A 23,883-nucleotide genomic window follows, 5' to 3' on the forward strand; every position below is an offset into this window, starting at 1 on the left:
TTTGGAAAAATGTGTTTTGTAAACAGGAAAGGCCCGGCAGAACCGGGCCTTTCTGAAGCAGATAAATATTTTGTGAAGCTGTGGTTTAGGCCTTTGGAGCTTCGGGCTTTGTATCCTGCGCCAGATATTCCATCAGACGGCGGGAAAAAGCATTTACATCCTTGGGTGTGTCACCATTCTGGATACTGGCAACATCCAGCAGAATGTGCGCCAGTGCATCCACTTTTTCTCCCGCCTTTACCTTCTGTGCCAGCGTATGCACGATGGGATGCGCCGGGTTGAGTTCCAGAATGGGGGCTGCTTCTGGCATGTTCTGGCCGCTGCGCTGCATGAGTTTGCGCAGTTGCAGGTCTGGCCCACCTTCTGGCGCGCTCAGCACCATGGCGCTGGAAACCAGACGATCCGTTGCACATACGTCTGAAACATCCTCGCCCAATGCGTCTTTCAAAGCCGGAATAAGGGTGTCCATATCTGCTTTTTCGGCGGCAGTTTCTTCCGGTGCGCCAAATTTTTCCAGATCGGTTATGCCCTGTGCCACGTTGCGCAGGCTTTTGCCCTCATACGTGCCCAGTCGATCCGGCCAGAAGGAATCAACCGGGTCAGACAGCAGCAGAACTTCCACACCACGGGCCTTGAAACCCTCAATTTGCGGAGATGCCGCCAGCACTTCCGCACTGTCACCTGTTACGTAGTAGATGGCATCCTGTTCCGGCTTCATACGGCTGATGTAGTCATCCAGAGATGTCAGACCATCTACAGCGCTGGAGCGGAAGCGGCTGAGTGCTGCAACTTCTGTGCGGTGTGTGGGATCATCCCACATGCCTTCTTTCAGAACCGGGCCAAAGTTTTCCCAAAATTCGGCATAGCTTTCAGCATCCTTGGCACGGGTTTTCAGTTCACCCATCACCTTGCTGGTCACGGCCTTGCGAATACGGGCCAGAACCGGCGTGGCCTGCAACATTTCACGCGAGACGTTAAGTGGCAGATCTTCTGTATCAACCACACCCTGCACAAAACGCAGCCAAGGCGGCAGAATTTCGGCTTCATCCGTAATAAACATGCGGCGCACATGCAGGCGCAGCTTGCTTTCACGTGTCTGTTCCGCAAATTCAAAAGGCCGCATGGAAGGAATAAACAGCAGGGCTGCAAATTCTATGGTGCCCTCTGCGCGCCAGTGTAGCGTGTCCCACGGTTTATCAAAATTGTGGGTCAGATGGCGGTAGAATTCTTCAAGCTGTTCTTCTGTAACTTCACTTTTGGGTTTCAGCCACAGGGCTTTGCCTTCATTGGCGGTTTCTTCCTTGCCTTCGCGCAGGATGGTAACTGGCCATGCAATATTGTCTGACCATTTGCGGATAATGGTTTGCAGGCGGCTAGGGTCCAGAAACTCTTCGGCATCAGATTTAATATGCAGGGTAATATCCGTGCCGGGCTTGTCACGCGTGGCGGGTTCCAGCGTGTAAGATCCGCGCCCATCGGAAGACCAGCGCCATGCTTCATCCGAACCGGCACGGCGAGAAACCACATCCACTTTATCCGCCACCATAAAGGCTGCGTAAAAGCCCACACCAAACTGGCCAATCAGGCTGGGGCGATCTTCGGGTTTGGCATTTTCAAGCTGCTGGCCAAAAGCACGGGTGCCAGACCGGGCAATGGTGCCAAGGTTGTTGATCAGCTCTTCCTTGGTCATGCCCGAACCATCATCGGTAATGGTTAGCAGGCGGGCATCTTTGTCTGGGTTGATATGGATTTTGGCATCATCTGGCAGGGCACGTGCGCCATCTGTCAGGGCTTCAAAACGTCTGCGGTCTGTGGCATCTGCGGCGTTGGCCACCAGCTCACGCAGGAAAATTTCTCTTTCAGAATAGAGAGAGTGGACAACCAGATCCAGCATCCGCCCAACTTCTGCACTAAACTCCCGTGTTTCGGCATTGGGTGTGGTGTTCTGGGCTGCTTCTGTCATGTTTGCGTCCTGTAATATCTTGTTGGCTTTTATGTGATTTATCAGATGTGGTGAGGGCGCGGCATTTTCAATATCCACGCTGCCAGAGAATGCGTATGCTTCTTTTCAATAAATTGAATGATTAGGGGAAAAGCTTTAGAAGTTTTTCTGTCACCACAGCCAATGCGCTGGCCAATGGCGCAAACCCGGCATGGCAGATGTGGGTTTCTTCATGCATATACAGGCTTCTGCGCATCTCAATTTGCAAGGCATGCAAGTTATGTTGCGGCCTGCCGTAATGGCGTGTGATATAGCCCCCAGCATAAGGCTGGTTGCGCGTGGTGCGAAACCCCAGATCCTGCAAGGTCTGTTCAGCTGTGCGGATAATTTCAGGATGGCATGTGGTGCCGTGTGCATCACCCAGTACAAAGTCCGGGTTTGTGGCTTCTGGTGTATCGGGCATGGAATGCAGGTCCAGCAGCAGGCAGGTTCCATGCTTGGCGCGCGTCTTGTCCAGCATATCCGCCAACATGGCATGATACGGCATCCAGTAATGGCGAATGCGCAGGGCGGCTTCCATAAATGGCAGACGATGCCGGTAAATGGGTTTTCTATTTCCCACAATGCGGGGGATGGAGCCAAGCCCTGCAAGGCCGCGTTCTGTTGGGCGCACAAAAGCGGGAATGGGGCCGTGGAACATACGTGTATCCAAATCCCATGCGCCACGGTTGACATCACAAAACACACGGGGGAACGTGGCATGCAGCAGGGCTGGCCCTAGTGCATGCGCCTGTTCTGCCAGGAGGTGAATATGGCTGTCTTCCCCACTGCGTAAAACAGACAGGGGCTGGCGTGCATTTTGCACAAAGGCTTCTGGATAAAATTGCCCCGAATGGGGGGAGGCCAGCACAATAGGGGCCTCTAATGTTCCCAGCACTTTAAACGGCGCAGGGGCAATTGCCCGGGCTGCCTGTTCTGGCAGGTGTTGTTCTGGAGTGTTTTCCAGCAAACGTGCCAAATGACGCGGCAGCAGGGAGTGGGCAAGATTTTTCATGTTGCCGCTATTCTAAGGGGTTGCGTTTGCCGTGCAAGAAGGATAAAAGGCGGCCCACGGTTACGGATGGGCGCATAGCTCAGCGGTAGAGCACTATCTTGACATGGTAGGGGTCACAGGTTCAATCCCTGTTGCGCCCACCATCCCTAACCAGAACTTTCCATCCGATGACCAATATAATGGTGGCAAAAAACATGCCCACGCCACCAACAAGCATTCCACACTCAAAATCCGGCGTCATGCAGACTGAATAGCCGTATTGTCGGCCTTGCATTTGGCAAAGATGGCTTCAATATCCGCCACGCTTGGTCCCGTTTTACTTTTGGACTGTTCCAGAGCCGATTTCACCGTGTCATACACTTCCGGTCCGTATTTCTCGGCCAGACCAGCCACGGTGCCCACTATGCCCAGAATAGCGCTGATTTCTGTTGCGTTCATGTTATTTGCTCCCGCCAATGGCTGCGCAGGCGTCCGGCGTTGTGCCGGTTTTCAGGCCTGTCCAGCAGGTTTCGAATGAAAGAAAATCGGTCTGGAGCGCATTCACCGCTGTCTGGGTGATGCTGTTGCCATCCTTGATGGAGTTTTCCAGAGACGCGATTTCATTAAACACGCTCTGGCTTGCCCGCTTGGCAATGTCCTTTTGCGTGTCTGTCAGGGTGATGCCGGGCACGTTGCCTTTAATGGCATCGGGAATCGGCTGCGCCAGAACGTGATAGGAACTGTCCACATCGAAAACAGTCTGGTTCATCTTGGCCTGCGGCGTTGAGCCACAGGCAGCCAGAAGGGGCAGCAGCCCCAGCGCGAGGAATGCTTTTTTCATTTTATGATGTCTTTCGTTTTCAGATCATTTTCCCGGCGTCAGGAAAATGGTCTCACTTGTTGTCCTGCTGGATCTGCACAACGGAACCGGGTCCAGCCTTGGGTGGTTCAGTTTTGGTAGATATGGCGCCACGCATCATGACAGCTGCGTTGGCTGCGTACTTCCAGTTGAAAGCAAGGAAGTTGATGATCCGGTACACCAACCAGAGCTTGCCAGACTGATTGGCCGGAAGCGGGATCAGGGTTGCCGCAAATCCTGCCGAAGCAAATGCAGCGCAGGCATAAAGCACCCATGTTGCTTCTGGCTGCGGCAATGCGGCCGCAAGAGTGGGGAGCGACAGCCCCGCCGCAATGGCTTTGGCTGTCTGGGCAATATTTGCTTTTGCGGGCGTGTCAGCCATGGCTGGGCTGTCCTTTCCAAGTAAACGCCATGCCAACTGGCGCATGAGCGGCAGGAGACCGCGCCTCACGCATCAATAGCCTGCTGGAACAGGGTGGTGTTTGCGCTGGCATTGGCCTGCCCCAGTGCCGTGTTGTAATAGGCTTTGTGATAGGCGCTGAGGGCCGCAGCATCTGTGGGAGATGGCAACGGTGCAGGCACACGCAGATATTGCGCCCGACACAGGCAGGCTGAATAAATGCGGTTGCTTACGAGGTTTTTTGCATCCGGCAGGCCGGTCAATCCACTGGCAGCAAGGATGCGGTTAGCCAGATTGGGTCGGTAGCGCAGAAAGTTCAGCCAGATGTCCTCATGGGTTGCGGGCTCCATCTGGAACCAGCCCAACGCTGGGCCGTTGATTTGCCGGTCATGGATGAACCCGCTTTCCACAAGCCCTGTGCCTGTCACAAGGTTTACGGCAGCATCTCCGCCAAGATGGATGGCTTCCAATGCTGGGCAGATGATCGTGTGTTTGATCTGTGCAAGATTGGGTCGGGTCATACGGCCTCCATGTCACGCGGGGGCAATGCATAGGGGGTTTCCTGCTGTTGTGGTGCAGGTTGCGCAGGTGCATCCCACGGCTCACGCCAGTGCAGCCATTTTACCCAGATGGTGCTGGCCACTTCCTGATCAGAAAGCAGGGTGGAGCCCACAGCAGCGCCAAGTGTGCAGAAAATACCAATAATCACGGCCAGTTTTTTCCAACGCCTCAGGCTGTCTTCCGCCAGTCTGTTCCGTTCTTCCTGCGCCCCCGTATGGGCTGCAATCTGACGTGTGAGATCGGAAAGCTGAAGGCCTATCCTGTCCATTCCCGCATTGGTGGCCTGCTGGCGAGCATTACCTTCTGCCCGCACAGCTGCGATATCCTTGCTGATGCTGTCCAGCTTGCCATCCGTAATGTCCTGCCGCCTTTCAACAGCGGCAAGGCGTTCCTCATGATCATCCAGACGTGCGCGCACGCCATCAGCCGCGTAGGCACCACCCACGCTCTGTTCTTCTGTCATTCATTTGTCCGAGAAAACAGGCTGCCCTGTTATGGGCAGCCCATGCCGTTATGCGCCGCTGTAACCAAACTGCTGGTCAAGCCATGCCATGCGCTGGTGCGCAATGTTTGCGATGTATGCTGTGGAATGTGCGATTTCGATAATGCCATACTGGTTGCCCGTATAGGCGCTTGTGGGCCAGTTGGTGATATCCTGCACCATCATGTCAGGGTTTATCATTGCCCCGTATGTATTGATGAACTGCGAGACAGCATTATCAGAAATCACCCCGGCATCGCGTAACTGTGCCCAGCGTGCCCGCAATTCCGGGCGCATCTGTTCACGGATAACTGCAAAAATGCCCGCAGGCTGATTGTTCCCGCCACCGCCTGTTTCTGTCACCCAGCCAAATGTTGGGTCAATAGAGCCGTTTGCTTTTAAGAACCATGCTACGCCCCATGTCTCATCTTCATCATAGGGCCAGAAATACCAGATGCCGGATGTGGGGGTTGCAGTCCAACTGCCCAACATGAAGTTGTTGTTCAGACTATCAAAAGACAGCGCCCATTCCGTAATGAGAATGTAATCCAGTGCACTCGTGAGGTCCAAATATGCGTTATAGGTAGAACGGAAATCCGTTTTCCCCTCACAGCAGGAGACCATCCAGTTTACGATACGCGCGGCGGCATCGTTCACGGTGGGGTTCAACTGCGACATATCATCGCCAGTGTCATATTTTTTCACGTCCGGAGACGGAAAATCCCACACCGTGCTGTTGAATGAAGCTGACCACATATTCCCAGCATGTTGCGGCTGGATAAGAATGTGCTGGAGGTTGCTGTCATCCATCAGATAAGACGGCGGGTCATTATCTGCACGCATGACATAAAGGCCAAGAAATTCGCCGTTATTCCAAATTTCAACAGGCACACCGGCGGTAGAAAATAGCGCGGATTGATGCACCCCAAAATCTGCACTGTCAAAATATGAATAAGCAGATAGCGGGGCCAGATAACCGGACGGGTATTTATGAATATTGCGCCAGAGTTCGGTCGTCATGCTGTCACGCATCAAGGTGCGGTCTGCGCCGTAACCCTTACAGGTAATGCTGGTCATGCTGAACCAGCCGCCGACTTTTATAGCCAGCTTATTCCCTGTTTCTGCATTGCCAAGTTTGAACTTCCAGTTCTTTTTGTTGGCAGTTTCAGAAGATTGTCCCTGCGTTTGCCATGTGCCAGAAGCCGAAAATAACGGCGTTGTGCCTTCAAAAAAGGTCACGGACATATCAGGTGTTGTGGAATTGGTAGGCAGCTCGCCCTCAACCAATAGCCGCAACGGCTGCGTTGGCATGGGGATTGTTACGTAATCCCACTGTTCGGACATATTATCCGGGCCAAGCTGAACAAGGCTGCCGTTATCCATAAAACCCGTTGTGGGCGTTGCGTAGGACTTAGCCAAAGATCAAACTCCCATAATAACGGGATAAGCCATCCCACATAATTTCCACACAGCACACGGTCCCATTCCGGCTATCCACAAAAGGGGCGCTATCAGCCCAGATTACGTTGTCAGGCCACGCAATTTCGCAATTTCCGCCCTGGGGTTGCTGAAGAATAACGCGCATGGTCTGTAATTCACCGCGATTGCCCCCGGTAAAAGACAAGGAACAATTCTGGTTCAGCAGAACGCGGTAGCCAATATTCCCGCGATTGGCGAAAGGCAGAGCGCAGGCAGCGCCGGGGTTTGTCTTGGTCAGCATGGGTGTGCCGTTTGTTACGGCATCCACAATCTGGCCGCCGGAGAGGGTGTTTCCACCCGCCCCGGTTGCAACCCCCGCCGAAAAATCAAGCAGGGTTGACATTAGCTGGCACTCCCCGTTGCCGGGGCTGCGCTTTTTGCTTCAAGCGCGGCAACACGCGTAGTCAATGCAGCCAAAGCATTGTCCTGTGCTGCAATCTTGGCTTTGCAGGCTTCAAACAAGACGCACAAAATCTGATCATAGCGCAACATCTGCGTATAAACCTGATTGCCGCGGGCATCTTTTTTCAGGCTGGTAACATTTTCTATGATGGCATTGCCCTGTGCGTCTTTTTTCCCTGTATCAACCTCTGTGGTTTCGTAAACAGGGCTGTTCGTCCACAGGGCATATTTGGCCGGGTCCAGACCTGCTGCGGTGATTGCGGCTTCTACCTGCTGCGCAATAAAGCCTGCATGCAGCCGCGCATTTGCCGCACCTTTGGTAGCGATGGAAGCGTTAAGCTGGAACATTGCTGTGTTCAAGCCAAACAATGCAGAAGCCAATTTCTGCCCATCCGCATAATTGGCATCGCCCAAAGAGCCAATTATGGTTTTCTGCGTGGCGTCAGAAGTAACCTGCACAGCCGTTTTGGAATAGATATTATTCCAAGCCATAGAGGCCATGCCTAGATCGGTATAACCGTCCCCATACGAACGCACCCTTTGGATATAGTTCAGGGTGAGTGCTGTATTTTTGTCTGAGTCTGTAATGCTCCAGATCTGCGCTGGCTTATTGCTTGCACCAGAACCATAAAAATTAAGAACAGACTGTGCCCCAGACGCTGTTACGCCTTCGTTAAATGTAATTACGGACGTTTTGTTGTCCTGCGTAGATGTAGGGACAAGAATTCCTGCGTAATTATCCAGCGCGGAATATCCATTTGGCTGGCCTGCCATAGATGTCGGAACTGCTGCGTTTGCTGTGGTCTGGGCTGCTGCTGCTGTAGTTTGCGCATCCTGTGCGGTTGTTAAGGCCGTGGCCGCGCTGGCTGCCGCCGCTGTTGCGTTTGTCTGCGCTGTGCCAGCACTGGCCGAAGCCGCAGCAGCAGTTGTCTGCGCGGCAGATGCCGCGTCCTGTGCAGCCGCAACAGCCGTTGCATTATCCGCTACAGCCTTGCCCAGATCGGCAAGTGTCTGCATGGTTGAGCCGCCGGTTGCGGTAACGTTACAGGCAGAAAGGTCAAGGTTAGTTGGTGCGCCATATGCCATGATAATTACTCCGAAACGGCGCACAGAACGCCGATGTTGTTAAGGGTATTGGGAAAGAAAATGCTGCCGTCCGTCTGCACAATTCCGGTTTTGGCATCTACGGACAGGCCAGCAGGAAGCGCCGAGGGATTGCTGATGTATGAGGCCGGGGCGATATAGACATTCCCGTTCACGCTGAAATCCTGCGGGATGGTGCCGGTAACTGTTGGCCGTGCAACGACAGCACCACCGAGAACAGTCTGGTAATCACTGTCCTGTAGGGCTGTGCCGATTTCAGAAAGCGTCACATCTCCATTATCCGTGCGGATTTGTGTGCTTTCATCCAGCGGCAGAAGCGGCTTGAGAGTGGCTGTCTGTGTTTGCGTAGCGGGCACAACCGTAAGGGCAGACTGCAACGCGCTGCCATCTGTCAGGGCCAGATTGCCGCTGGCATCCAAGGCCGCAACGCCGTTTGCCTTACCGCGTGCCGCACTTAAAGCGTTGGTGACATTATCCGATGCCAATGAAGCCTGTGCCGCAGCAGAGGCCGCAGCTGCCTGTGCGGCTGACACAGCATCATCAAGGCCGATGGTTTCAGAAATACCCGTCGCCAGAACAGAAACCGGAACCTGTTCGGCCTGCGATGTACCATCTGATGTGACAACACCCACAAGCGTATCTGAACCAGTTACAGAACTGGCCTGCGGTAAAGACGAGATGGGAATGCCAGAGGACGTGGTCGTCCCCGACATTATGTATGTTCGTCCATAAGGACGCCTCCATTTTTGAAATGGGAATCTGAGCGTCAATACATGACGGTATTCAGAAACTCCCTGATTTTTTCATCTGGAATGAGATTCTTTATTTCCGAGATGATGAGGCAGGAATAACAGTGACCACGCAGGAACGTCAAGAACAAAATGAGAACAAATGTTCTTATATCGAAAATCAGGTGCAGCAGAGGGTGCACCCACCTGTGGCACGGATGCCAAAATCCAGATGACGTATTTTCTATCTGGTCGCCAAATATGCCTTGAAGCGCAGGCTCCTCAAGGCCACATACATTTGCGCAATAATATTTAAGGGAAAGTCAGTCTTATGAGCACCGTTACGATTTCTGTTCTGAAACAGTTTGTCCCCAAAGCGTCCGCTCTGCATCAGACATGGAAAGCAGGTAAGCCTTCAGCGGCTGAACTTTCCTGGCGGGAATGTGTGGAAGATGAAAACTACAAAGATGCTGTAGTGAATGAAGATTTTCTGGCAGAGCTTACAAAAGCCAATATTCCATATGAATTGTCTGAGGCTGTTTGAAAAAAGCAGATATGCTCAGATAACTGGATAAGAAAAAACCGCCTTTCGGCGGTTTTTTTTGTAACTATTTTAGAGTTGGTTCCAGATCTGATTTTTTTCTGTAAAATGGCAGCTCAATCAGAAAATAAGAGAATGTTGCAAAAAGAATGGCCATGCTGATGCCGGAAACTGCAAAAAGTTCGGATGATATTCTCAACCCATAAGACTGACGAATATCTTGCATGATATCCCAGATAACAATGTGACACAGATAAAAAGAATACGTTATTTCTCCACCCCAGTAGCTGAGAAACACCAGTGGTTTGGGCACTGTTAAAGTGCCACATTTTAAGGCCGCATAAACAACACAAACACAGGCAAGAAGAGAGACAATGCTGATGGCAAAAGGCATCATCTGGTTCTGAAATGCAGCAGGGATGGCTGTAGATGCAACAAGCCCAAAAATCAGCAAAAAGAAAGAAAGCAGAGCAGGAATTTTTGGGGCCTTTGCACGAATAACATCACCTATACCCTGGGTGTTTACAACATGATATGCAATGAGCCCCCATATAAACCCGGTGGGCCGATACCATCCCCAGTCAACGCCACCAGGCAACCAGAAAAGAAACAGCCCGGCCAAAGCATAAATGCAGGGGATAAAAAACTTTCTGCCAATGGTGAAGAACAGAAGTGGCAGAACAATATAAAACTGATTTTCGAGGGATAAAGACCAATACCAGCCTAACGGACTGGGAGAAACCGCATTTTCAAAGTTTCTGATATAGAAAACAGATGTCAGCCATTTATAAAACAGGCTGGTTTGATCTCCCCATAATCCCCGGTTGGATGAAACCATGCCCGCAACAAGTGTTACAGTTATCCAGAAAAAAGCTGCGGGAAAAAGTCTGAGAAATCTTTTTCTAAAAAAATCTATGGAGAAGGAAACCTTTTCTGATAATTCCATATTAGGCTTGGATTTTCCTAAAACCATGTATCCCATGAAATATCCAGATATCACAAAGAAAATATCCACACCCAGCCAAGGGCGTAAAACGGTTCCCAAACTTTCTCCAAAATGTGGATGAATATTGGTGCGCAAAGAAGCCTGATGCGCCATGATAACCAAGGCGATGGAGATAATACGCATAAGCTGTATTTCAATATTTTTGTTATATTTTCGTGCCATCTGACCCTGCTTTTTTCATATTTGTAGGGTTCATATCGGGCAGGGTTGCAGTTGACCAGATTTCTTCAAGACTATCGGACAAACTACAGCCATGCATGATACGGGACGATAAGGGAAAATATAAAAATCTAATCCTCGCAGTATGGGCTGGTCATGGGTAAAGCATCAGCATGACTCACATAGGTTGTGCCCGTTATCCACAGGCTTACCCACCGGAGCATCCGCAGAATCTGTGGACAAGGCGCTTTCATTGAGCAGTCAAGATCCCAACGGGTAAAAATATTACGGCTGATATAAATCCTGCTTCAGAAAAATGGTGATACGCTGGAAAGCTTCTTCCTCGGTTTCATTTTCCGCAATGCCGAGCCATGAAGGCTTGCGGCGGGCAATCCAACCCAACATTTTGCCGCTGAGGTTACGGCAGAGCGGAAGATCTTCTGCCAATAATAAAATACCCAAAGGGAGCATCCACACGCCCAAAACGGGCAGGAAAGAAAGCAGCCCCCCCAAAATTAACAAGAGGCCGGAAGGTAAACGCACCCATCTTTGTTCGGGTTTGCGTAGCCACTGTATGGCGCGGCGCATTTTGGCGGGAAGTTTTGCAACAATCATTTGTGTGCGTTTTTCACGCAGGGTTTCTGCTGTATTGGGCTGGGAAGAGAGTGGCTGCGCCATGCGTGCTCCATAACAGTGCCTTTGTTTCGGCATTTTCTTTTCTATAAAGGTTTTACGGTGTTTTATGGCACCAAACAAAGGCGGCATTGTGTATTTAAAACAGGATTTTATGTTGGTACCTGCTAAATGAGGCAACGTGTATTGCAGGTTTGTTGTGGTGTTGTAGCCTTTATGGTGCATGCTACTGCGTGGGCGCAGGAAAACTCTGCATGTCAGGCTTTTGGGCCAGATAACAGATTACCGGTAATAACTCGGCCATTCATGCTGAAACAGACAGAATTGCTTTGCAATACTGGTTACGCTGTTCTGGTTTCATCTATCACGCATACGCCGTTATGGGCTGCGGAGCATTTGCAGGCCGATACTGTGCGCCTTGCAGAGCGTTTGATGCGTGCCGGTTCTTTTTATGAGGATTCTCGCTGGCCGGGCGGAAGTGGAGATCAGGATTACAAAAAATCTGGTTATAGCAGGGGGCACATGGCCCCAAGTGCAGATCAGCCAACCCCAGCGGCGCAGTTTGAAACATTTGCCTATTCCAACATGGTGCCGCAAACTTTGGCCCTTAATCAGGGTATTTGGGCACGTATTGAATATACGGTGCGAGAATTGGCGGTGCGGGAAGGGGATCTGTATGTGGTGACTGGCCCGGCTTTTCATGGTCATCCAATTTCAACCATAGGGCCTCACCATGTATTCGTGCCATCTTCCACATGGAAGGCTGTGTATTCCGCGCAGCGTCAGGCTGCCGGTGTGTATGTGTGTAAAAATGTACAGCACGCGCCACACTGTGATCAGGTTACAGTGGCCACTCTTATCCGTAATACGGGTGTGGATCCGTTTCCGGCTGTAGCAGATAAAATCAAGCAGAGCTTCTGGCGGCTGCCGTCACCGCGTAAAATGCGGCGGTAAACAGCGAAATATGGGCAGTACAAGCCCCATCTTTCAACTGAGTTGTACACATTATCCACAGGCTTACCCACCGGAGCATCCGCAGAATCTGTGGGCGACTCTGGGTTGTGTATTTGTCAATGTATAAGAGTGTAAAATATTGATTTTTATCAGAAACTGGTCTGGCCGTTTGTTGTTTTGGGATTATTAAACATATTTTCCCATTTACTGAAGCTCAGATTTGTTGCGATGATACTTAGTACATTCATAAAGTTTGCTACGCGTATGGAATAGCAATGCACGCTTTGAAGTACTGAAGGAGAAACATTTCAGTATAAAATCAGAATAACACTCTGCATATTGGGCATACTTATACGCCGACAGCCAGCGCCCACATAGTCGACATCTCAACTGAAGAAATTAAAATCATGAAAAAACAGCTTGTTTATATTTTTGTAGGGGCAGGACTGCTTGCATCTCCCGCTTATGCTGACCGATATAATCGGTTTCAGCCACCAGGAGGCATGGATCAGTCTACATCCTCGCCAGGAGTGTATACTGATGGAAGTGCCAGAACTGCAGAGCAGATTGCGCAAATGGCGGCAGGGAGTGTGCAGCGGACTGATGCCAACCAGCCAAATGGGTATCCAAAACTGGATGCCAACAGAAACATAACATCCCCGCTGCTGAACAATACCCGGGTAGGGGGATCAGATAATGGAACAGATGTCAGTGCGGCGCTTGCAAACGGCGTTCCGTTAAAAAACGCAATTAACGCATGCCGTCAGGCCAGCCCTAATGTATTTTATGGAGCAGTCAATTCATCATCTCAGATGGGGATTGCCAGTAATACAGAACATCTGCGGGCATCTGGTAATGTGCTCCCTTATTTCAATATTGCTGCTATCGCTGCTACTGTTTACGGTGCAGGCGGTGCAACATCTGATATATCCGGGCCTATTGGTATTTCAGGATTCCAAAATATCCTGAAAACAACAGGTGTAAACGGGATTGTTGAAATGTCATACAGTCAGTTTATGACACCCGATATTGCATCTGGTTATTGGCAGAATGTGAAAGTGTCAGATGGTTCAGCTAGTATTGATGATAAAAGGCTTTTAGCGCAGACTGGTTTTAAACCTACTATTGCCATGTTAAATATGGCACGCGACATAGATGTGGGCAGGGTTGCTAATGATGATGATACGTTTTTTACTAAGCATGACGTATCTAATTTTGCGACTGGTATGCAAAATATCAAAACCAACGCACCTTCTATTCAACAGGTATGGCCTTGGATAAGTGGGAATAATAAGCATAATTTTGATGCATCTGACCCTTGGTGGGCTAATAGTATTAAAATTATGAAAATGGCAGGTGGTGTGGGTTTAGATATGCCCGCCGGTTTAAGTGTTATGAATGGGCCAGATAGTATAGCTGGTATGGTTGCCCAAATTAAATGGGCAAATAGTCAAGGTATCAAAACACTTATTCTGCTCTCACCATATGGAGAAGATACACCGCCCGGATATGGCACCCAAGTAACGCCACAGTGGCGATATGATAAAGACTTTGCATCGCACGTTAAAACACTGATCTCATGGTTCGTTGCAGCAGATGCACTGCCTACAGCATATGCCGTAGTAAATTATAGCCCTACACAATACTATAATCCTGCTTCTGGATTCCATAATGGTAATTGTTCTGGATGTAAGGTGATTACTGCGAATTACATGGGGGCAGACAATGACAGTGTAAACCAGACGGTTTCATATGTTGCACGTTGGGTGGCTGAAAATGCCCCGACTTCACCTTATACATCTATGCCAGATATGGGTACATCATTACCTTCTGCATGTGCTACAACCGTTATGGGTGGTTATAAAACAACAAAATCTGTTATTAGCACAGCACAGATAGGGCTTGGTTCTCTTGCTTACCAAGATTACGATAAAACAAAATTACAATATCCATCTATATATGGAGCACAGGTGAGAGGGAATTTTGATTTTCTTGGAAGAAACCAAATATCCTTCGGTGCTGGAGCGACAACCAATATCGGTATGCTGGGATGGAATACAGCGCATGGAGGAATTACGTTTCAAAACGCTCCTGTTTTTATAGATAAATATAATGTTAACCTTGTAGATGGCAGCAGTTTATTTTTAGAGGGTGGCAATATGTCGTTTGCCAAAACTGGCACCAACGGCATACAATTCCAAAATGCGGATGACTCAGCTTCCAGTTGGATTATTGGTGATGGTCATGGCGGTATAAACATAGGTTCTGCAATAAATGTCGCGCCAGAAATGGTAACTTTTAAGAAAATCTTGTCTCTATCAACACACAAAGGTACATCAGAAGCTACATTGTTCTTGAATGCATCTGGCAACCTCGTAATAACAAGTGTGGGGAATATACAGCATCTTGTAGAAACACGTTTTTCTGCCGATAAAACTTTCAGCGACCCTGATACTGGTGTTCGGCGTGATGCCAAATTCGGCTCTAAAGGGATAGCTGTTAAAGGGGGGACGAAAACTGATACGCTGAAAGTGACCGGACTAAAAGGTAAAGGAAACGCATATGCTTGCCTGGATGCATCCGGTAATCTCTATCGCAGTACTACGGCATGTGTGAGTAATTGATCCAGATTTATACTTGTCTTTTTATTTCTGGACGGAGGCATGGGCGAGTGCCTGCGCCAAGCTTTCAGACAACAGCTACAGCATTGCCAGTTTAAATGGGGCGTGGGTGGTGGGGAGATGTTCCTCGCCACCCTTATTCTTTCTGGGGCTGGAGATTGCCAGAGAAAAACCCATCAGTGCTTAGGCAAATGGTTTTTATTGGCTGATGCCAAGCCATGGGCCAGCCCAGATCATGAGCAGGTACAAAACAATGGTCAGGCCACAGCCGCTGGCCAGAGCGGCCCAGAAATGAATGCCGCACCGCATAAGCCACGGCATAAATAAAAACATGGGCAATGAGGGCAGAACATACCAGAATGTGGCGCTGACATGGGCTTCCATCCGTGCTGGATCATGCGTTTCCAGCCAAAGCCAGATCATGCCAAATACGGAAACAAGGGGCAGGGCGGCCACCAATGCACCAAAACCGGGGTAGCGGCGCGCCAGAGTGGAAACCAGAGCAATAATCAGAGCGGAAAGAAGCGTTTTAAGAAGAAAGAACATGCAGTTATCAGACAAGAAATAAACAATGCCTGACTGTAATATATTTTTTAATCTAGATGAATTGTATCATTCTACATGGCGCATTAAATTAAAATTCAGGATATCATCCGTTATCTTTGAATATTTGAATCAGTCTGGATTAGTTTTATGCGTTTGAAATCTCTTTTCGCAGCGTCTGCTGCATTGCTCACCAGTTTTTCCGTGGCGCAGGCGGGTACAGTGCATACCACGTGGGAGAAGTTCAAGGCGGGTCATGCCATGCATCGCCTTTCCGTAGATGGCCAGAAAGCCATGATGGACGTGTTTCAGGCGCGTGATCTGCTCGCTCAGGGTAAAACCGATGCCGCCATTCCCCCGCTTTATGATGCGCAAAAGCGCTTTAAGGCTGCCAGCGCAGATAACAAGAAGTTTTTTGCAGCGGAAAGCCAGCTTCAGCCTGCACCACAGCATCCGGTTTCTGCCACGCATACGCCAGTTGCCAACCCAACAACATGGGTGCCGGTTGGTGGTGAGTTTATTGTAAGCGAAACCCTGGCGCCAGAAAAACAGGCAGCACTGGCAAATGCCAACAAGCAGTTCCAGGCCGGGCAAACCCAGCAGGCACAGCAGAGCCTTCAGGTTGTGGGGGAAGATGCTGATTTCATTCTCGCCCTTGCACCGTTGGAACAGAGTGAAGGTGCCCTGTACCGCGCAAAAGTATTTACAGAAGGCCGCCAGCCACAGCAGGCTGTAGATGCCCTGAACCAGCTTTTGGATGGCATTATCTTTGTTTCTGATGATGTGGTGGAAAAAGCAGCTTCTGGTTCACCGGCAATGCCGAGCACAAAATCCAACTAAAACAATAAACTAAACCGGAAAGCCGGGATGGAGAGCAAAAAAGTTCTCCATCCCTGTTTTTTTTGTGTTGCTTTTATTGAGAATGGTTCTTATTATCATTTTTGCCGCGACGATGAAGGCGTTTCTGCTGGTGGGGCAAGGGGCATCGTCGCGGTAACTCTTGGTTCGTCTTGATTTATCCCGTTCAATCCCCGGTGCCTTTAAGGAATGTTTTTGCATCCCCGGTCATTCCTTAAAGGTTTGTTAAGTTCCCCTTGCCCCACCAGACTATGTTTTTCCTTATAAATTATCAGGATTTTTCAGGAAGTGCGCGGTATGGCACAACGCCTCTGGCATCGCTGCCTGTATCCAGCATGCGGCCAGAAACAGGTAGGGATCTGTGGCTGCAAGTATCCCGCATACAGGCACGGCACCCAGGGCCAATAGGCACAACCAACCTGTGGTCATTCAGGTTCAGGCCATCTGCATAAACAGTTTTTGTGGCATCGTTTATGGTGCAGCCCAGCACAATGGCAATCTGCCGCGGGCGGTCTGTATAAGTTACCCCTTCATGCCCAACAGTGCGGGCAACATTCAGGTAAATAGAATCATCCGTGGTTTGAGAAAGCTGTACCTGCACCTGCCCCGGCGTGGCAAAAGCCCGAAAGATGTTCCACAATGGGCAAGGGCCGCCAAACCGTGCCTGAGAAAAGCGGTTGGCAGAAAAACTTTTTAGAATATTTCCCGCAATATCCAGTTTCAGAAAATAAAAAGGGATACCCTCCATACCGGGGCGTTGCAGCGTGCTTAACCGGTGGCTTATCTGTTCAAAACTGGTGCCAAAGTGGCGGCGCAGGCGTTCAATATCATAGCGCATGGTCTGTGCCGCGTGCAGGAAGCGCGTATAGGGGAGCAATAGTGCCCCGGCAAAGTAATTGCCCAAATAAACCCGTCCCAGTTCCAGCGCATTTTTCTCCTTTGGGCCTTCACGCCGTAAAATGGTGTTTATCAGGCGGCTATGGTCACGCTGGCCAATAATCTGTGCCAGATAGAACAGGGTGCTTTCAGGCGGTTGATCTGGGGGCAATAAAATGGTGCGGTGGTGCCTGTCTATGCGCCACACCAGCCCACTTTCTTCCAATGCATGATCCTGTTGTGTGTGCAGGCCGTGCTGGGTGAAAAGATAAGCTTTCAGGGCCTCGGCAAGTCCATTTTGCAAATCAAGATTTTCGTAAAATTTTTCGGCAGCACAATCAAGTTCATGAAAATAGTTGCGGTGTTGCTGCACCCAGTCTCCTACTGTTTCATAGGGTTCCAGAGGAGCGGATGGCAAATAGGCATCGTTCTCACGCTCCTGCTCAAACTTGTAAGCCCGATAGAGCGTGAGAAACGCATCGCACAGATCTGGATTGGTTAAAACAGCATCGGCCATTTTGGCTAATGGCAAGGGTGCATTTTTAAATACCGGGTCTGCCATGGTTTCGCGCATGGCCTGTACGGTATGGGCTTCTCTGGTATTGCTGAACCAGGCAGGCGTCAGGCCAAAGCATTCGCAAAGTTTTTGCAACAGGTGGTGCGGCACAGGCCGGTGGTTACGCTCTAGCTGGTTCAGGTAGCTAGCTGATATCTCAAGGGTTTTTGCCAATGTTGCCTGAGTGAGCTTTTCGCGTTGGCGCAGTTGTCGCAAGCGCGGGCCAGCAAAAAGCTTGGTTCTGGTCTGGGGCATGGTACAAACTTCGCAACCTTTGCAAACGGGAACATTCCCTTCGCCTCTTTTTACTCTTATCCCTCTGCCGTTCAAAACAACACTCTGCAACATTCACCTCACGATCAAATTCCGATCATGAGGTAAAACAATGCAGTATCATGATGTGCGTGTTCATCCAGAAAGCGACCGCCTGCCGCGGTCTGAGCAGCTTGCGTGGAAAATTGCGCAAGTGGCGGCAGATCCGGTGCCGGTGGAGGCCGCAGTTGCGGATATGATCATCAATCGGCTTATAGATAACGCATCTGTGGCGATGGCATCTGTCAACCGCCATTCCGTGATGAGCGCACGGGCCGAGGCACTGGCGCATCAGCGTGAAGGAGGGGCAACGGTATTTGGCATGGGCCCCAATGTGCGCGTGCATGCTGAATGGGCAGCATGGGCCAATGGCACAGCCGTGCGGGAGCTGGATTTTCACGATACATTTCTGGCGGCAGAATATTCTCATCCGGGTGATAATATTCCCGGCATTCTGGCTGTTGCACAACAGTGCCGCCGGAGTGGCGCAGATTTTATCCGTGGTGCTGCCACGGGGTATGAAATTCAGATAGATCTTGCCCGTGCCATCTGTTTGCACAAACACAAGATAGACCATGTGGCCCATCTTGGTCCATCGGTTGCTGCGGGCATTGGCACGCTTATGCGCTTGCCACCTGCTGTTATCTATCAGGCCATTGGGCAGGCCCTGCATGTTACGACGGCAACACGCCAGAGCCGCAAGGGTGAGATTTCATCATGGAAGGCTTATGCTCCTGCCCATGCCAGCAAGATGGCTGTAGAGGCGGTTGATCGTGCCATGATGGGTGAAACATCCCCAACCCCGATTTATGAAGGGGAAGATGGTGTGATTGCATGGATGTTGGATGGCAAAGATGCGCATTACCGCGTGCCATTGCCAGAAGCGGGTGAACCCAAACGCGCCATTCTTTCCTCCTTCACCAAGGAACATTCAGCGGAATATCAAAGTCAGGCCCTTATTGATCTTGCCTTTCGTATGGGTGAAAAAATCAAAAACTGGGATGATGTGGAAGATGTGCTGATCGAAACCAGCCATCATACACATTACGTGATTGGTACGGGCTCGAACGATCCGCAAAAGTTTGACCCTCAAGCCTCGCGGGAAACGTTGGATCACTCCATCATGTATATTGTGGCTGTGGCCTTGCAGGATGGTAGCTGGCACCACGTACATTCCTACGCGCCGGAGCGGGCACGCAGGCCAGATACCGTGCGGCTATGGCGCAAGATCCACACAATTGAAAAACCTGAGTGGACAAAACGGTATCATGAAACAGATCCGGATAAAAAAGCCTTTGGTGGGCGCATTATCATCCGCATGAAGGATGGTTCGGTTATTGAAGATGAGCTGGCAGTTGCCAACGCACATACTCTGGGTGCAACGCCCTGGCAGCGCGCGGATTATATTGGCAAGTTTCTGACCCTTTCAGAAGGGATTGTCCCCCAGAAAGAAGCAGAAAGATTTCTGGAAGTTGTTCAGAATCTGGCTAACCTGAAAGCTGGAGATCTGCATCTTTTGGAAATTGCCATTCCAGAGCGTGATATTCGCCAGAACTCTGCTGAAGGTATCTTTAATTTTGGGCAGGGGAAGCTCACAGCGGTTACGGCTTCCACCACCAAGGCTCTGGCTTCCTAAACCGGTGAGAACACACAGGAAGGAATAGAAAAATGACAACGCACCTGCACAGAAAACCAAAAAAATCTGTTGCGCTGTCAGGCACAGTTGCGGGCAACACGGCGCTCAGCACTGTGGGGCACAGCGGGAATGATCTGCATTATCGGGGTTACGATATTAAAGATCTTGCACGCGCCAGCACGTTTGAGGAAGTCGCGCATCTGCTTATCCACGGCTATCTGCCCAACAGTGCAGAGCTGGAAGCTTATCGCCAGCATCTGGCCAGCATGCGCGATATTCCTGCCATTGTGCGTGCGGCGTTGGAGCGCCTGCCAGCTGCCACGCACCCCATGGATGTTTTGCGCACGGCTGTTTCCGTTATGGGCTGCGCCTTGCCGGAGCGGAGCGATTGCCCACCCGCAGGTGCGCGGGATATTGCAGACAGGCTTGTGGCATCCTTAGGGTCTATGCTGCTGTATTGGTATCATTTCTCCAATCATGGGCGACGGATAGAAACCACTACGGATGATGAAAGTGTGGGCGGGCACTTTTTGCATCTTCTGCACGGAAAAACTCCAGCAGAAGATTGGGTGCAGGCCATGCATACATCTCTTATTCTGTATGCCGAGCATGAGTTCAATGCCTCTACATTCACGGCTAGGGTGGTAGCTGGTACGGGCTCGGATGTGTATTCTGCCGTTACAGCAGCCATAGGGGCACTGCGTGGCCCCAAGCATGGTGGTGCCAATGAGGTGGCGCTGGACATTCAGCAGCGCTACCGCACAGCGGATGAGGCTGAAGAGGATATTGTTAAACGTCTGGAAAACCGTGAAGTTATCATCGGTTTTGGTCATCCTGTTTATACAATAGCCGATCCGCGTAATGAAGTTATCAAGGAAACCGCACGTAACCTTTCACGCCGTAATGGCAACATGCGTTTGTATAACGTGGCTGAGCGGATTGAGCGGATTATGGATGAACATAAAAAGATGTTTCCAAATCTGGATTGGTTCAGCGCGGTTTCCTACAACGCCATGGGTATTCCCACGGCCATGTTTACACCTATCTTTGTTATTGCCCGCGTAACTGGGTGGTGTGCGCATATTATGGAACAGCGGCAGGATGGCAAAATCATTCGGCCATCTGCCAATTATGTGGGGCCGGATGCACGGCCTTTTGTGCCCCTGCGTGAACGTGATGGGCTGGAGCATGCAGCATGACATATCTGGTTGGCAGGGATCTGCCGCAAACACCAGCCGGGCAGCGTTTTCGCGCTCTGCTGAACACAAAAGGCATTATGCAAATTCCCGGTGCACATAACGGGCAGGCTGCGTTGCAGGCCAAGGATAACGGCTTTCAGGCTCTTTATCTTTCGGGTGCGGCCATGTCTGCCAGTATGGGGCTGCCAGATCTGGGCATTATCACTATTGAGGATGCTTGTTTCTTTATTCGCCAGATTGCGCGGGCCTCTGGTCTGCCATTGCTGGTGGATGGAGATACCGGGTATGGCGAAGTTCTGAATGTCATGAACATGGTCAGGGCTTTTGAGGATGCAGGTGCTGCCGCCGTACATATTGAAGACCAGATTTTGCCGAAAAAATGCGGGCACCTGAATAACAAAAAGCTCGCTTCTCCGCAGGAGATGGCACAAAAGGTGGCTGCAGCAGCCAAGGCTCGGCGCGATATGGTGATTATTGCCCGCACAGATGCTGCCGGTTCAGAAGGGTTGGATGGTGCCGTTGCTCGTGCCCGGTTATATTATGAGGCCGGGGCAGATGCCATTTTCCCCGAAGCACTGATTTCTGAAGATATGTTCAGGGAGTTTGTGCGCCGGATGCCGGATGTGCCCCTGCTTGCCAACATGACAGAGTTTGGCCGTTCCCCATATTTCACGGCATCCCAGTTTGAAGATATGGGGTATCGGATGGTCATCTGGCCGGTCAGTTCCCTGCGGGCGGCCAACAAGGCGCAGGAGGATTTGTACAAAACCATTGCACGCACAGGGGGTACGCAGGAAATGCTCACCCGCATGCAAACGCGAGAGGAATTGTACAAAACACTCCGGTATTACGATTATGAATCATTGGACGCAGGCATTGTGGCCACGGTTCTGCCGCATATCGGTCAGGCCGATCAGGCAGCCTGAACAGCCTCTTTCTTTCCCGAACAACAAAAAACAAAAAAGTAAGGGAGACGGGACAATGTCGGAAAACGTTATCATCTCACCCACCCAGTATGCAGACTATCCTGCGCTGATGCCGCCAGAAGAACTGGCCGCCATGCAACGCCAGGCGCAACGAGACCCGGATGGGTTCTGGTTGCAACAGGCCAAGCGCGTGCATTGGCACCGCAAACCCAGGCATGGTTTTAAAGGCAGCTTTTCAGGCGATGTGTCTATTAGCTGGTTTGAAGATGGCCTGCTTAATGCCTCGGTATGCTGCATTGACAAGCATCTGACGGACAAGGCGGATCAGGTGGCTTTGATCAGTCACCGCGAAGGCCAGGCCGAGGCTGAAAAACTTACATACGCCATGCTGCATGAGCGGGTTTGCCGCCTGTCTAACGCGCTTGTGCATTTGGGGGTGGAAGAAGGGCACCGTGTGGCTATCTGCCTGCCCATGATTTCAGAAGCCGTGGTGGCCATGCTGGCCTGTGCGCGTATTGGGGCTGTGCATGTGGTGCTGTTTGGTGGTTTTTCGGCAGAAGGCATTGCAGAGCGTATTGTAGATAGTGGGGCTGTTGCGGTTATTACGGCCAGCGAGAGCACGCGTGGCAACAAGATAGTGCCTTTTAAGGCCATTATGGATGAGGCCCTGTGCAAGGCGGGTGCAGATAGTGGTGTGCGCGCCGTTCTGGTTGTGCGCACATCGGATGCACCTGTTCCGATGCTACCCGGGAGAGATTACGATTTTCATGATTTTGTAGATTCGTTTGAGGCAGATTTCGTGCCCGTTGTCATGCGGGCGGAAGCACCCTTGTTCATGCTTTATACATCCGGCAGCACAGGCAAGCCCAAGGCTGTTGTGCATTCCACTGGTGGCTACATGGTGTGGGCGGCGTACACCATGGGTATGGTGTACCATCATCAACCTGGTGACGTCATGTGGTGCACGGCAGATGTGGCATGGATAACCGGGCATACATCTGTTGTGTACGGCCCGTTGGCCAATGGTGGCACCACCATGATCTCAGACAGTCTGCCCTCATACCCGTATCCGGGTCGGTGGCTGGATCTGGTGGATGAACACAAGGTGACCATGCTGTTTACCGCCCCCACAGCCGTACGTGCCATGATGGCGGACGGGGATGATGTGGTAAACGCCCGTAAGCTGGATTCTCTCCGCCTGCTGGGTGTTGCGGGTGAACCCATAAGCCCGGATGCATGGTTGTGGTACCATGATGTTGTGGGCAAAAAGCGTTGCCCCGTGGTGGATACATGGTGGCAGACAGAAACAGCCGGTATTGTGCTGGGGCCGTTGCCGGGGGTGCAGGCGCTTAAACCCGGTTCTGCCAGCACACCTCTGCCGGGGCTGGAAATGGTGATAGCCGATACACAGGGCCGGCCAGTACAGGGGCCGGCAGAAGGCAGCTTGTGCATTGCACGCTCATGGCCGGGACAGGCGCGCACGATCTGGAAAGACCATGCACGCTTCTGCCAAACCTATTTCAGTATGGTGCCAGGGCATTATTTCACCGGAGATGGCGCACGGCGAGATGCAGATGGTTACTACTGGATTACGGGCCGCATGGATGATGTTATCAACATTGCGGGGCATCGTTTGGGCACCGCAGAGGTGGAAGATGCGCTGGCAGCAGATCATCGTATTGTGGAATCTGCTGCAGTGGGCATACCGCACCCGGTAAAAGGGCAGGCGCTGGCAGTATTTGTTATCCAACGCCAGAACGTGGCCACAGAGCTAACAGAAAAGGGCATAAGCCGCCTTGTTTCCGGTATGCTGGGGCGTTATGCCACGCCAGAGGCTGTTTATCTGGTGCCAGATCTGCCACGCACCCGATCGGGCAAGATTGTACGCCGCCTGCTTCGCAAAATTGCCAGCGGGGAAGTGGAGAATCTGGGAGATCTTTCATCACTGAATGATCCAACCATCGTGCAGATGCTGTGTGATAGGGTATGGAGCCACATGTCCTTTGATGAACCTTCATCTCGTGTGCAGGCAAGAGCCTGATCTTAAAACGAGATTTTACAAGCTTGCTTCGCG

At 51.0% G+C, this 23,883-nt stretch carries 24 protein-coding genes and 1 tRNA gene; 9 read left to right on the forward strand and 16 right to left on the reverse strand.

Annotated features, from left to right (window positions below; genetic code table 11):
• Positions 1-85: 85 nt before the first annotated feature.
• Complete coding sequence (htpG, locus tag CSR02_RS00705) at positions 86-1,963, reverse strand: molecular chaperone HtpG (RefSeq protein ID WP_042787072.1); 1,878 nt, start codon at positions 1,961-1,963, stop codon at positions 86-88.
• Positions 1,964-2,084: 121 nt separating this feature from the next.
• Positions 2,085-2,996, reverse strand: a complete 912-nt coding sequence (locus tag CSR02_RS00710; RefSeq protein WP_099540109.1) for an N-formylglutamate amidohydrolase — start codon at positions 2,994-2,996, stop codon at positions 2,085-2,087.
• A 68-nt stretch (positions 2,997-3,064) separates the two neighbouring features.
• On the opposite strand from CSR02_RS00710, the gene CSR02_RS00715 reads away from it, so the two are divergent.
• Positions 3,065-3,139 (forward strand) — tRNA-Val (locus tag CSR02_RS00715).
• A 94-nt stretch (positions 3,140-3,233) separates the two neighbouring features.
• Here CSR02_RS00715 and CSR02_RS00720 read toward each other — a convergent pair.
• From CSR02_RS00720 to CSR02_RS00760, 9 genes are all read right to left on the reverse strand, one after another.
• Positions 3,234-3,434, reverse strand: coding sequence for a hypothetical protein (locus CSR02_RS00720; protein ID WP_042787070.1), 201 nt, complete (start codon positions 3,432-3,434; stop codon positions 3,234-3,236).
• A gap of 1 nt (position 3,435) precedes the next feature.
• Complete coding sequence (locus CSR02_RS00725) at positions 3,436-3,816, reverse strand: hypothetical protein (RefSeq protein ID WP_099540112.1); 381 nt, start codon at positions 3,814-3,816, stop codon at positions 3,436-3,438.
• A 52-nt stretch (positions 3,817-3,868) separates the two neighbouring features.
• The gene (locus CSR02_RS00730) at positions 3,869-4,216 is read right to left on the reverse strand and encodes a hypothetical protein (RefSeq protein WP_099540184.1); all 348 of its coding nucleotides are present in this window, start codon (positions 4,214-4,216) and stop codon (positions 3,869-3,871) included.
• A gap of 65 nt (positions 4,217-4,281) precedes the next feature.
• Positions 4,282-4,755 carry a hypothetical protein gene (locus CSR02_RS00735; RefSeq protein WP_099540113.1) on the reverse strand — a complete coding sequence of 158 codons (474 nt, stop codon included), beginning with the start codon at positions 4,753-4,755 and terminating at the stop codon, positions 4,282-4,284.
• Complete coding sequence (locus tag CSR02_RS00740; RefSeq protein ID WP_099540116.1) at positions 4,752-5,258, reverse strand: hypothetical protein; 507 nt, start codon at positions 5,256-5,258, stop codon at positions 4,752-4,754. Before CSR02_RS00740 ends, CSR02_RS00735 begins: the two co-directional genes overlap by 4 nt.
• 48 nt (positions 5,259-5,306) lie before the next feature.
• Complete coding sequence (locus CSR02_RS00745; protein WP_244176705.1) at positions 5,307-6,695, reverse strand: CotH kinase family protein; 1,389 nt, start codon at positions 6,693-6,695, stop codon at positions 5,307-5,309.
• Positions 6,688-7,098, reverse strand: coding sequence for a hypothetical protein (locus CSR02_RS00750; RefSeq protein ID WP_099540117.1), 411 nt, complete (start codon positions 7,096-7,098; stop codon positions 6,688-6,690). The genes CSR02_RS00745 and CSR02_RS00750 overlap by 8 nt, the downstream gene beginning before the upstream one ends.
• Positions 7,098-8,243, reverse strand: a complete 1,146-nt coding sequence (locus tag CSR02_RS00755; protein WP_099540119.1) for a tail fiber domain-containing protein — start codon at positions 8,241-8,243, stop codon at positions 7,098-7,100. Before CSR02_RS00755 ends, CSR02_RS00750 begins: the two co-directional genes overlap by 1 nt.
• A 5-nt stretch (positions 8,244-8,248) precedes the next feature.
• Positions 8,249-8,974, reverse strand: coding sequence for a hypothetical protein (locus CSR02_RS00760; RefSeq protein ID WP_099540121.1), 726 nt, complete (start codon positions 8,972-8,974; stop codon positions 8,249-8,251).
• 346 nt (positions 8,975-9,320) lie between these two features.
• On the opposite strand from CSR02_RS00760, the gene CSR02_RS00765 reads away from it, so the two are divergent.
• The gene (locus CSR02_RS00765; RefSeq protein WP_099540123.1) at positions 9,321-9,533 is read left to right on the forward strand and encodes a hypothetical protein; all 213 of its coding nucleotides are present in this window, start codon (positions 9,321-9,323) and stop codon (positions 9,531-9,533) included.
• 64 nt (positions 9,534-9,597) lie between these two features.
• Here CSR02_RS00765 and CSR02_RS00770 read toward each other — a convergent pair whose 3' ends face one another.
• Positions 9,598-10,698 carry an acyltransferase family protein gene (locus CSR02_RS00770; protein ID WP_099540125.1) on the reverse strand — a complete coding sequence of 367 codons (1,101 nt, stop codon included), beginning with the start codon at positions 10,696-10,698 and terminating at the stop codon, positions 9,598-9,600.
• A 282-nt stretch (positions 10,699-10,980) separates the two neighbouring features.
• Positions 10,981-11,373, reverse strand: a complete 393-nt coding sequence (locus CSR02_RS00775) for a hypothetical protein (protein WP_042787184.1) — start codon at positions 11,371-11,373, stop codon at positions 10,981-10,983.
• 126 nt (positions 11,374-11,499) lie between these two features.
• Between CSR02_RS00775 and CSR02_RS00780 the strand changes: the two genes are divergently transcribed.
• Together CSR02_RS00780 and CSR02_RS00785 are read left to right on the forward strand one after the other, a co-directional pair.
• The gene (locus CSR02_RS00780; RefSeq protein WP_099540128.1) at positions 11,500-12,282 is read left to right on the forward strand and encodes a DNA/RNA non-specific endonuclease; all 783 of its coding nucleotides are present in this window, start codon (positions 11,500-11,502) and stop codon (positions 12,280-12,282) included.
• A 407-nt stretch (positions 12,283-12,689) separates the two neighbouring features.
• Positions 12,690-14,906, forward strand: a complete 2,217-nt coding sequence (locus tag CSR02_RS00785; RefSeq protein ID WP_099540130.1) for a hypothetical protein — start codon at positions 12,690-12,692, stop codon at positions 14,904-14,906.
• 195 nt (positions 14,907-15,101) lie between these two features.
• On the opposite strand, the gene CSR02_RS00790 is transcribed toward CSR02_RS00785, so the two are convergent.
• Positions 15,102-15,449, reverse strand: coding sequence for a DUF3147 family protein (locus tag CSR02_RS00790; protein WP_099540132.1), 348 nt, complete (start codon positions 15,447-15,449; stop codon positions 15,102-15,104).
• Positions 15,450-15,596: 147 nt separating this feature from the next.
• On the opposite strand from CSR02_RS00790, the gene CSR02_RS00795 reads away from it, so the two are divergent.
• A complete protein-coding gene (locus tag CSR02_RS00795; RefSeq protein WP_099540134.1) occupies positions 15,597-16,286 on the forward strand; it encodes a YfdX family protein in 690 nt (229 codons plus the stop codon).
• A gap of 9 nt (positions 16,287-16,295) precedes the next feature.
• Here CSR02_RS00795 and CSR02_RS00800 read toward each other — a convergent pair whose 3' ends face one another.
• Both CSR02_RS00800 and CSR02_RS00805 read right to left on the reverse strand, forming a co-directional pair.
• Complete coding sequence (locus tag CSR02_RS00800; protein ID WP_099540136.1) at positions 16,296-16,505, reverse strand: hypothetical protein; 210 nt, start codon at positions 16,503-16,505, stop codon at positions 16,296-16,298.
• A gap of 70 nt (positions 16,506-16,575) precedes the next feature.
• Complete coding sequence (locus CSR02_RS00805) at positions 16,576-17,991, reverse strand: helix-turn-helix domain-containing protein (protein WP_099540138.1); 1,416 nt, start codon at positions 17,989-17,991, stop codon at positions 16,576-16,578.
• Between the two features lie 130 nt (positions 17,992-18,121).
• On the opposite strand from CSR02_RS00805, the gene CSR02_RS00810 reads away from it, so the two are divergent.
• Genes CSR02_RS00810 through acs form a run of 4 tightly spaced genes read left to right on the forward strand, consistent with a single transcriptional unit; the run spans position 18,122 to position 23,850 of the window.
• Positions 18,122-19,684 (forward strand): MmgE/PrpD family protein, encoded by a 1,563-nt coding sequence (locus CSR02_RS00810; RefSeq protein WP_042787057.1) that lies wholly within the window; start codon positions 18,122-18,124, stop codon positions 19,682-19,684.
• Between the two features lie 32 nt (positions 19,685-19,716).
• On the forward strand, positions 19,717-20,883 hold the full coding sequence (gene prpC, locus CSR02_RS00815; RefSeq protein WP_099540140.1) for a bifunctional 2-methylcitrate synthase/citrate synthase: 1,167 nt from the start codon (positions 19,717-19,719) through the stop codon (positions 20,881-20,883).
• Complete coding sequence (gene prpB, locus CSR02_RS00820) at positions 20,880-21,809, forward strand: methylisocitrate lyase (RefSeq protein WP_099540142.1); 930 nt, start codon at positions 20,880-20,882, stop codon at positions 21,807-21,809. The genes prpC and prpB overlap by 4 nt, the downstream gene beginning before the upstream one ends.
• Before the next feature lie 55 nt (positions 21,810-21,864).
• Complete coding sequence (gene acs / locus CSR02_RS00825) at positions 21,865-23,850, forward strand: acetate--CoA ligase (RefSeq protein ID WP_099540144.1); 1,986 nt, start codon at positions 21,865-21,867, stop codon at positions 23,848-23,850.
• Positions 23,851-23,883 lie beyond the last annotated feature (33 nt).

The organism is Acetobacter pomorum, assembly GCF_002738225.1.
In the GTDB taxonomy this organism is placed as follows: domain Bacteria; phylum Pseudomonadota; class Alphaproteobacteria; order Acetobacterales; family Acetobacteraceae; genus Acetobacter; species Acetobacter pomorum.

Excerpts from the sequence above, each read along its gene's own strand:
- htpG (WP_042787072.1), bottom strand. The coding sequence starts at position 1,963 with ATGACAGAAGCAGCCCAGAACACCACACCCAATGCCGAAACACGGGAG.
- CSR02_RS00710 (WP_099540109.1), bottom strand. The coding sequence starts at position 2,996 with ATGAAAAATCTTGCCCACTCCCTGCTGCCGCGTCATTTGGCACGTTTG.
- CSR02_RS00720 (WP_042787070.1), bottom strand. The coding sequence starts at position 3,434 with ATGAACGCAACAGAAATCAGCGCTATTCTGGGCATAGTGGGCACCGTG.
- CSR02_RS00725 (WP_099540112.1), bottom strand. The coding sequence starts at position 3,816 with ATGAAAAAAGCATTCCTCGCGCTGGGGCTGCTGCCCCTTCTGGCTGCC.
- CSR02_RS00730 (WP_099540184.1), bottom strand. The coding sequence starts at position 4,216 with ATGGCTGACACGCCCGCAAAAGCAAATATTGCCCAGACAGCCAAAGCC.
- CSR02_RS00735 (WP_099540113.1), bottom strand. The coding sequence starts at position 4,755 with ATGACCCGACCCAATCTTGCACAGATCAAACACACGATCATCTGCCCA.
- CSR02_RS00740 (WP_099540116.1), bottom strand. The coding sequence starts at position 5,258 with ATGACAGAAGAACAGAGCGTGGGTGGTGCCTACGCGGCTGATGGCGTG.
- CSR02_RS00750 (WP_099540117.1), bottom strand. The coding sequence starts at position 7,098 with ATGTCAACCCTGCTTGATTTTTCGGCGGGGGTTGCAACCGGGGCGGGT.
- CSR02_RS00755 (WP_099540119.1), bottom strand. The coding sequence starts at position 8,243 with ATGGCATATGGCGCACCAACTAACCTTGACCTTTCTGCCTGTAACGTT.
- CSR02_RS00760 (WP_099540121.1), bottom strand. The coding sequence starts at position 8,974 with ATGTCGGGGACGACCACGTCCTCTGGCATTCCCATCTCGTCTTTACCG.
- CSR02_RS00765 (WP_099540123.1), top strand. The coding sequence starts at position 9,321 with ATGAGCACCGTTACGATTTCTGTTCTGAAACAGTTTGTCCCCAAAGCG.
- CSR02_RS00770 (WP_099540125.1), bottom strand. The coding sequence starts at position 10,698 with ATGGCACGAAAATATAACAAAAATATTGAAATACAGCTTATGCGTATT.
- CSR02_RS00775 (WP_042787184.1), bottom strand. The coding sequence starts at position 11,373 with ATGGCGCAGCCACTCTCTTCCCAGCCCAATACAGCAGAAACCCTGCGT.
- CSR02_RS00780 (WP_099540128.1), top strand. The coding sequence starts at position 11,500 with ATGAGGCAACGTGTATTGCAGGTTTGTTGTGGTGTTGTAGCCTTTATG.
- CSR02_RS00785 (WP_099540130.1), top strand. The coding sequence starts at position 12,690 with ATGAAAAAACAGCTTGTTTATATTTTTGTAGGGGCAGGACTGCTTGCA.
- CSR02_RS00790 (WP_099540132.1), bottom strand. The coding sequence starts at position 15,449 with ATGTTCTTTCTTCTTAAAACGCTTCTTTCCGCTCTGATTATTGCTCTG.
- CSR02_RS00795 (WP_099540134.1), top strand. The coding sequence starts at position 15,597 with ATGCGTTTGAAATCTCTTTTCGCAGCGTCTGCTGCATTGCTCACCAGT.
- CSR02_RS00800 (WP_099540136.1), bottom strand. The coding sequence starts at position 16,505 with ATGCAAAAACATTCCTTAAAGGCACCGGGGATTGAACGGGATAAATCA.
- CSR02_RS00805 (WP_099540138.1), bottom strand. The coding sequence starts at position 17,991 with ATGCCCCAGACCAGAACCAAGCTTTTTGCTGGCCCGCGCTTGCGACAA.
- CSR02_RS00810 (WP_042787057.1), top strand. The coding sequence starts at position 18,122 with ATGCAGTATCATGATGTGCGTGTTCATCCAGAAAGCGACCGCCTGCCG.
- prpC (WP_099540140.1), top strand. The coding sequence starts at position 19,717 with ATGACAACGCACCTGCACAGAAAACCAAAAAAATCTGTTGCGCTGTCA.
- prpB (WP_099540142.1), top strand. The coding sequence starts at position 20,880 with ATGACATATCTGGTTGGCAGGGATCTGCCGCAAACACCAGCCGGGCAG.
- acs (WP_099540144.1), top strand. The coding sequence starts at position 21,865 with ATGTCGGAAAACGTTATCATCTCACCCACCCAGTATGCAGACTATCCT.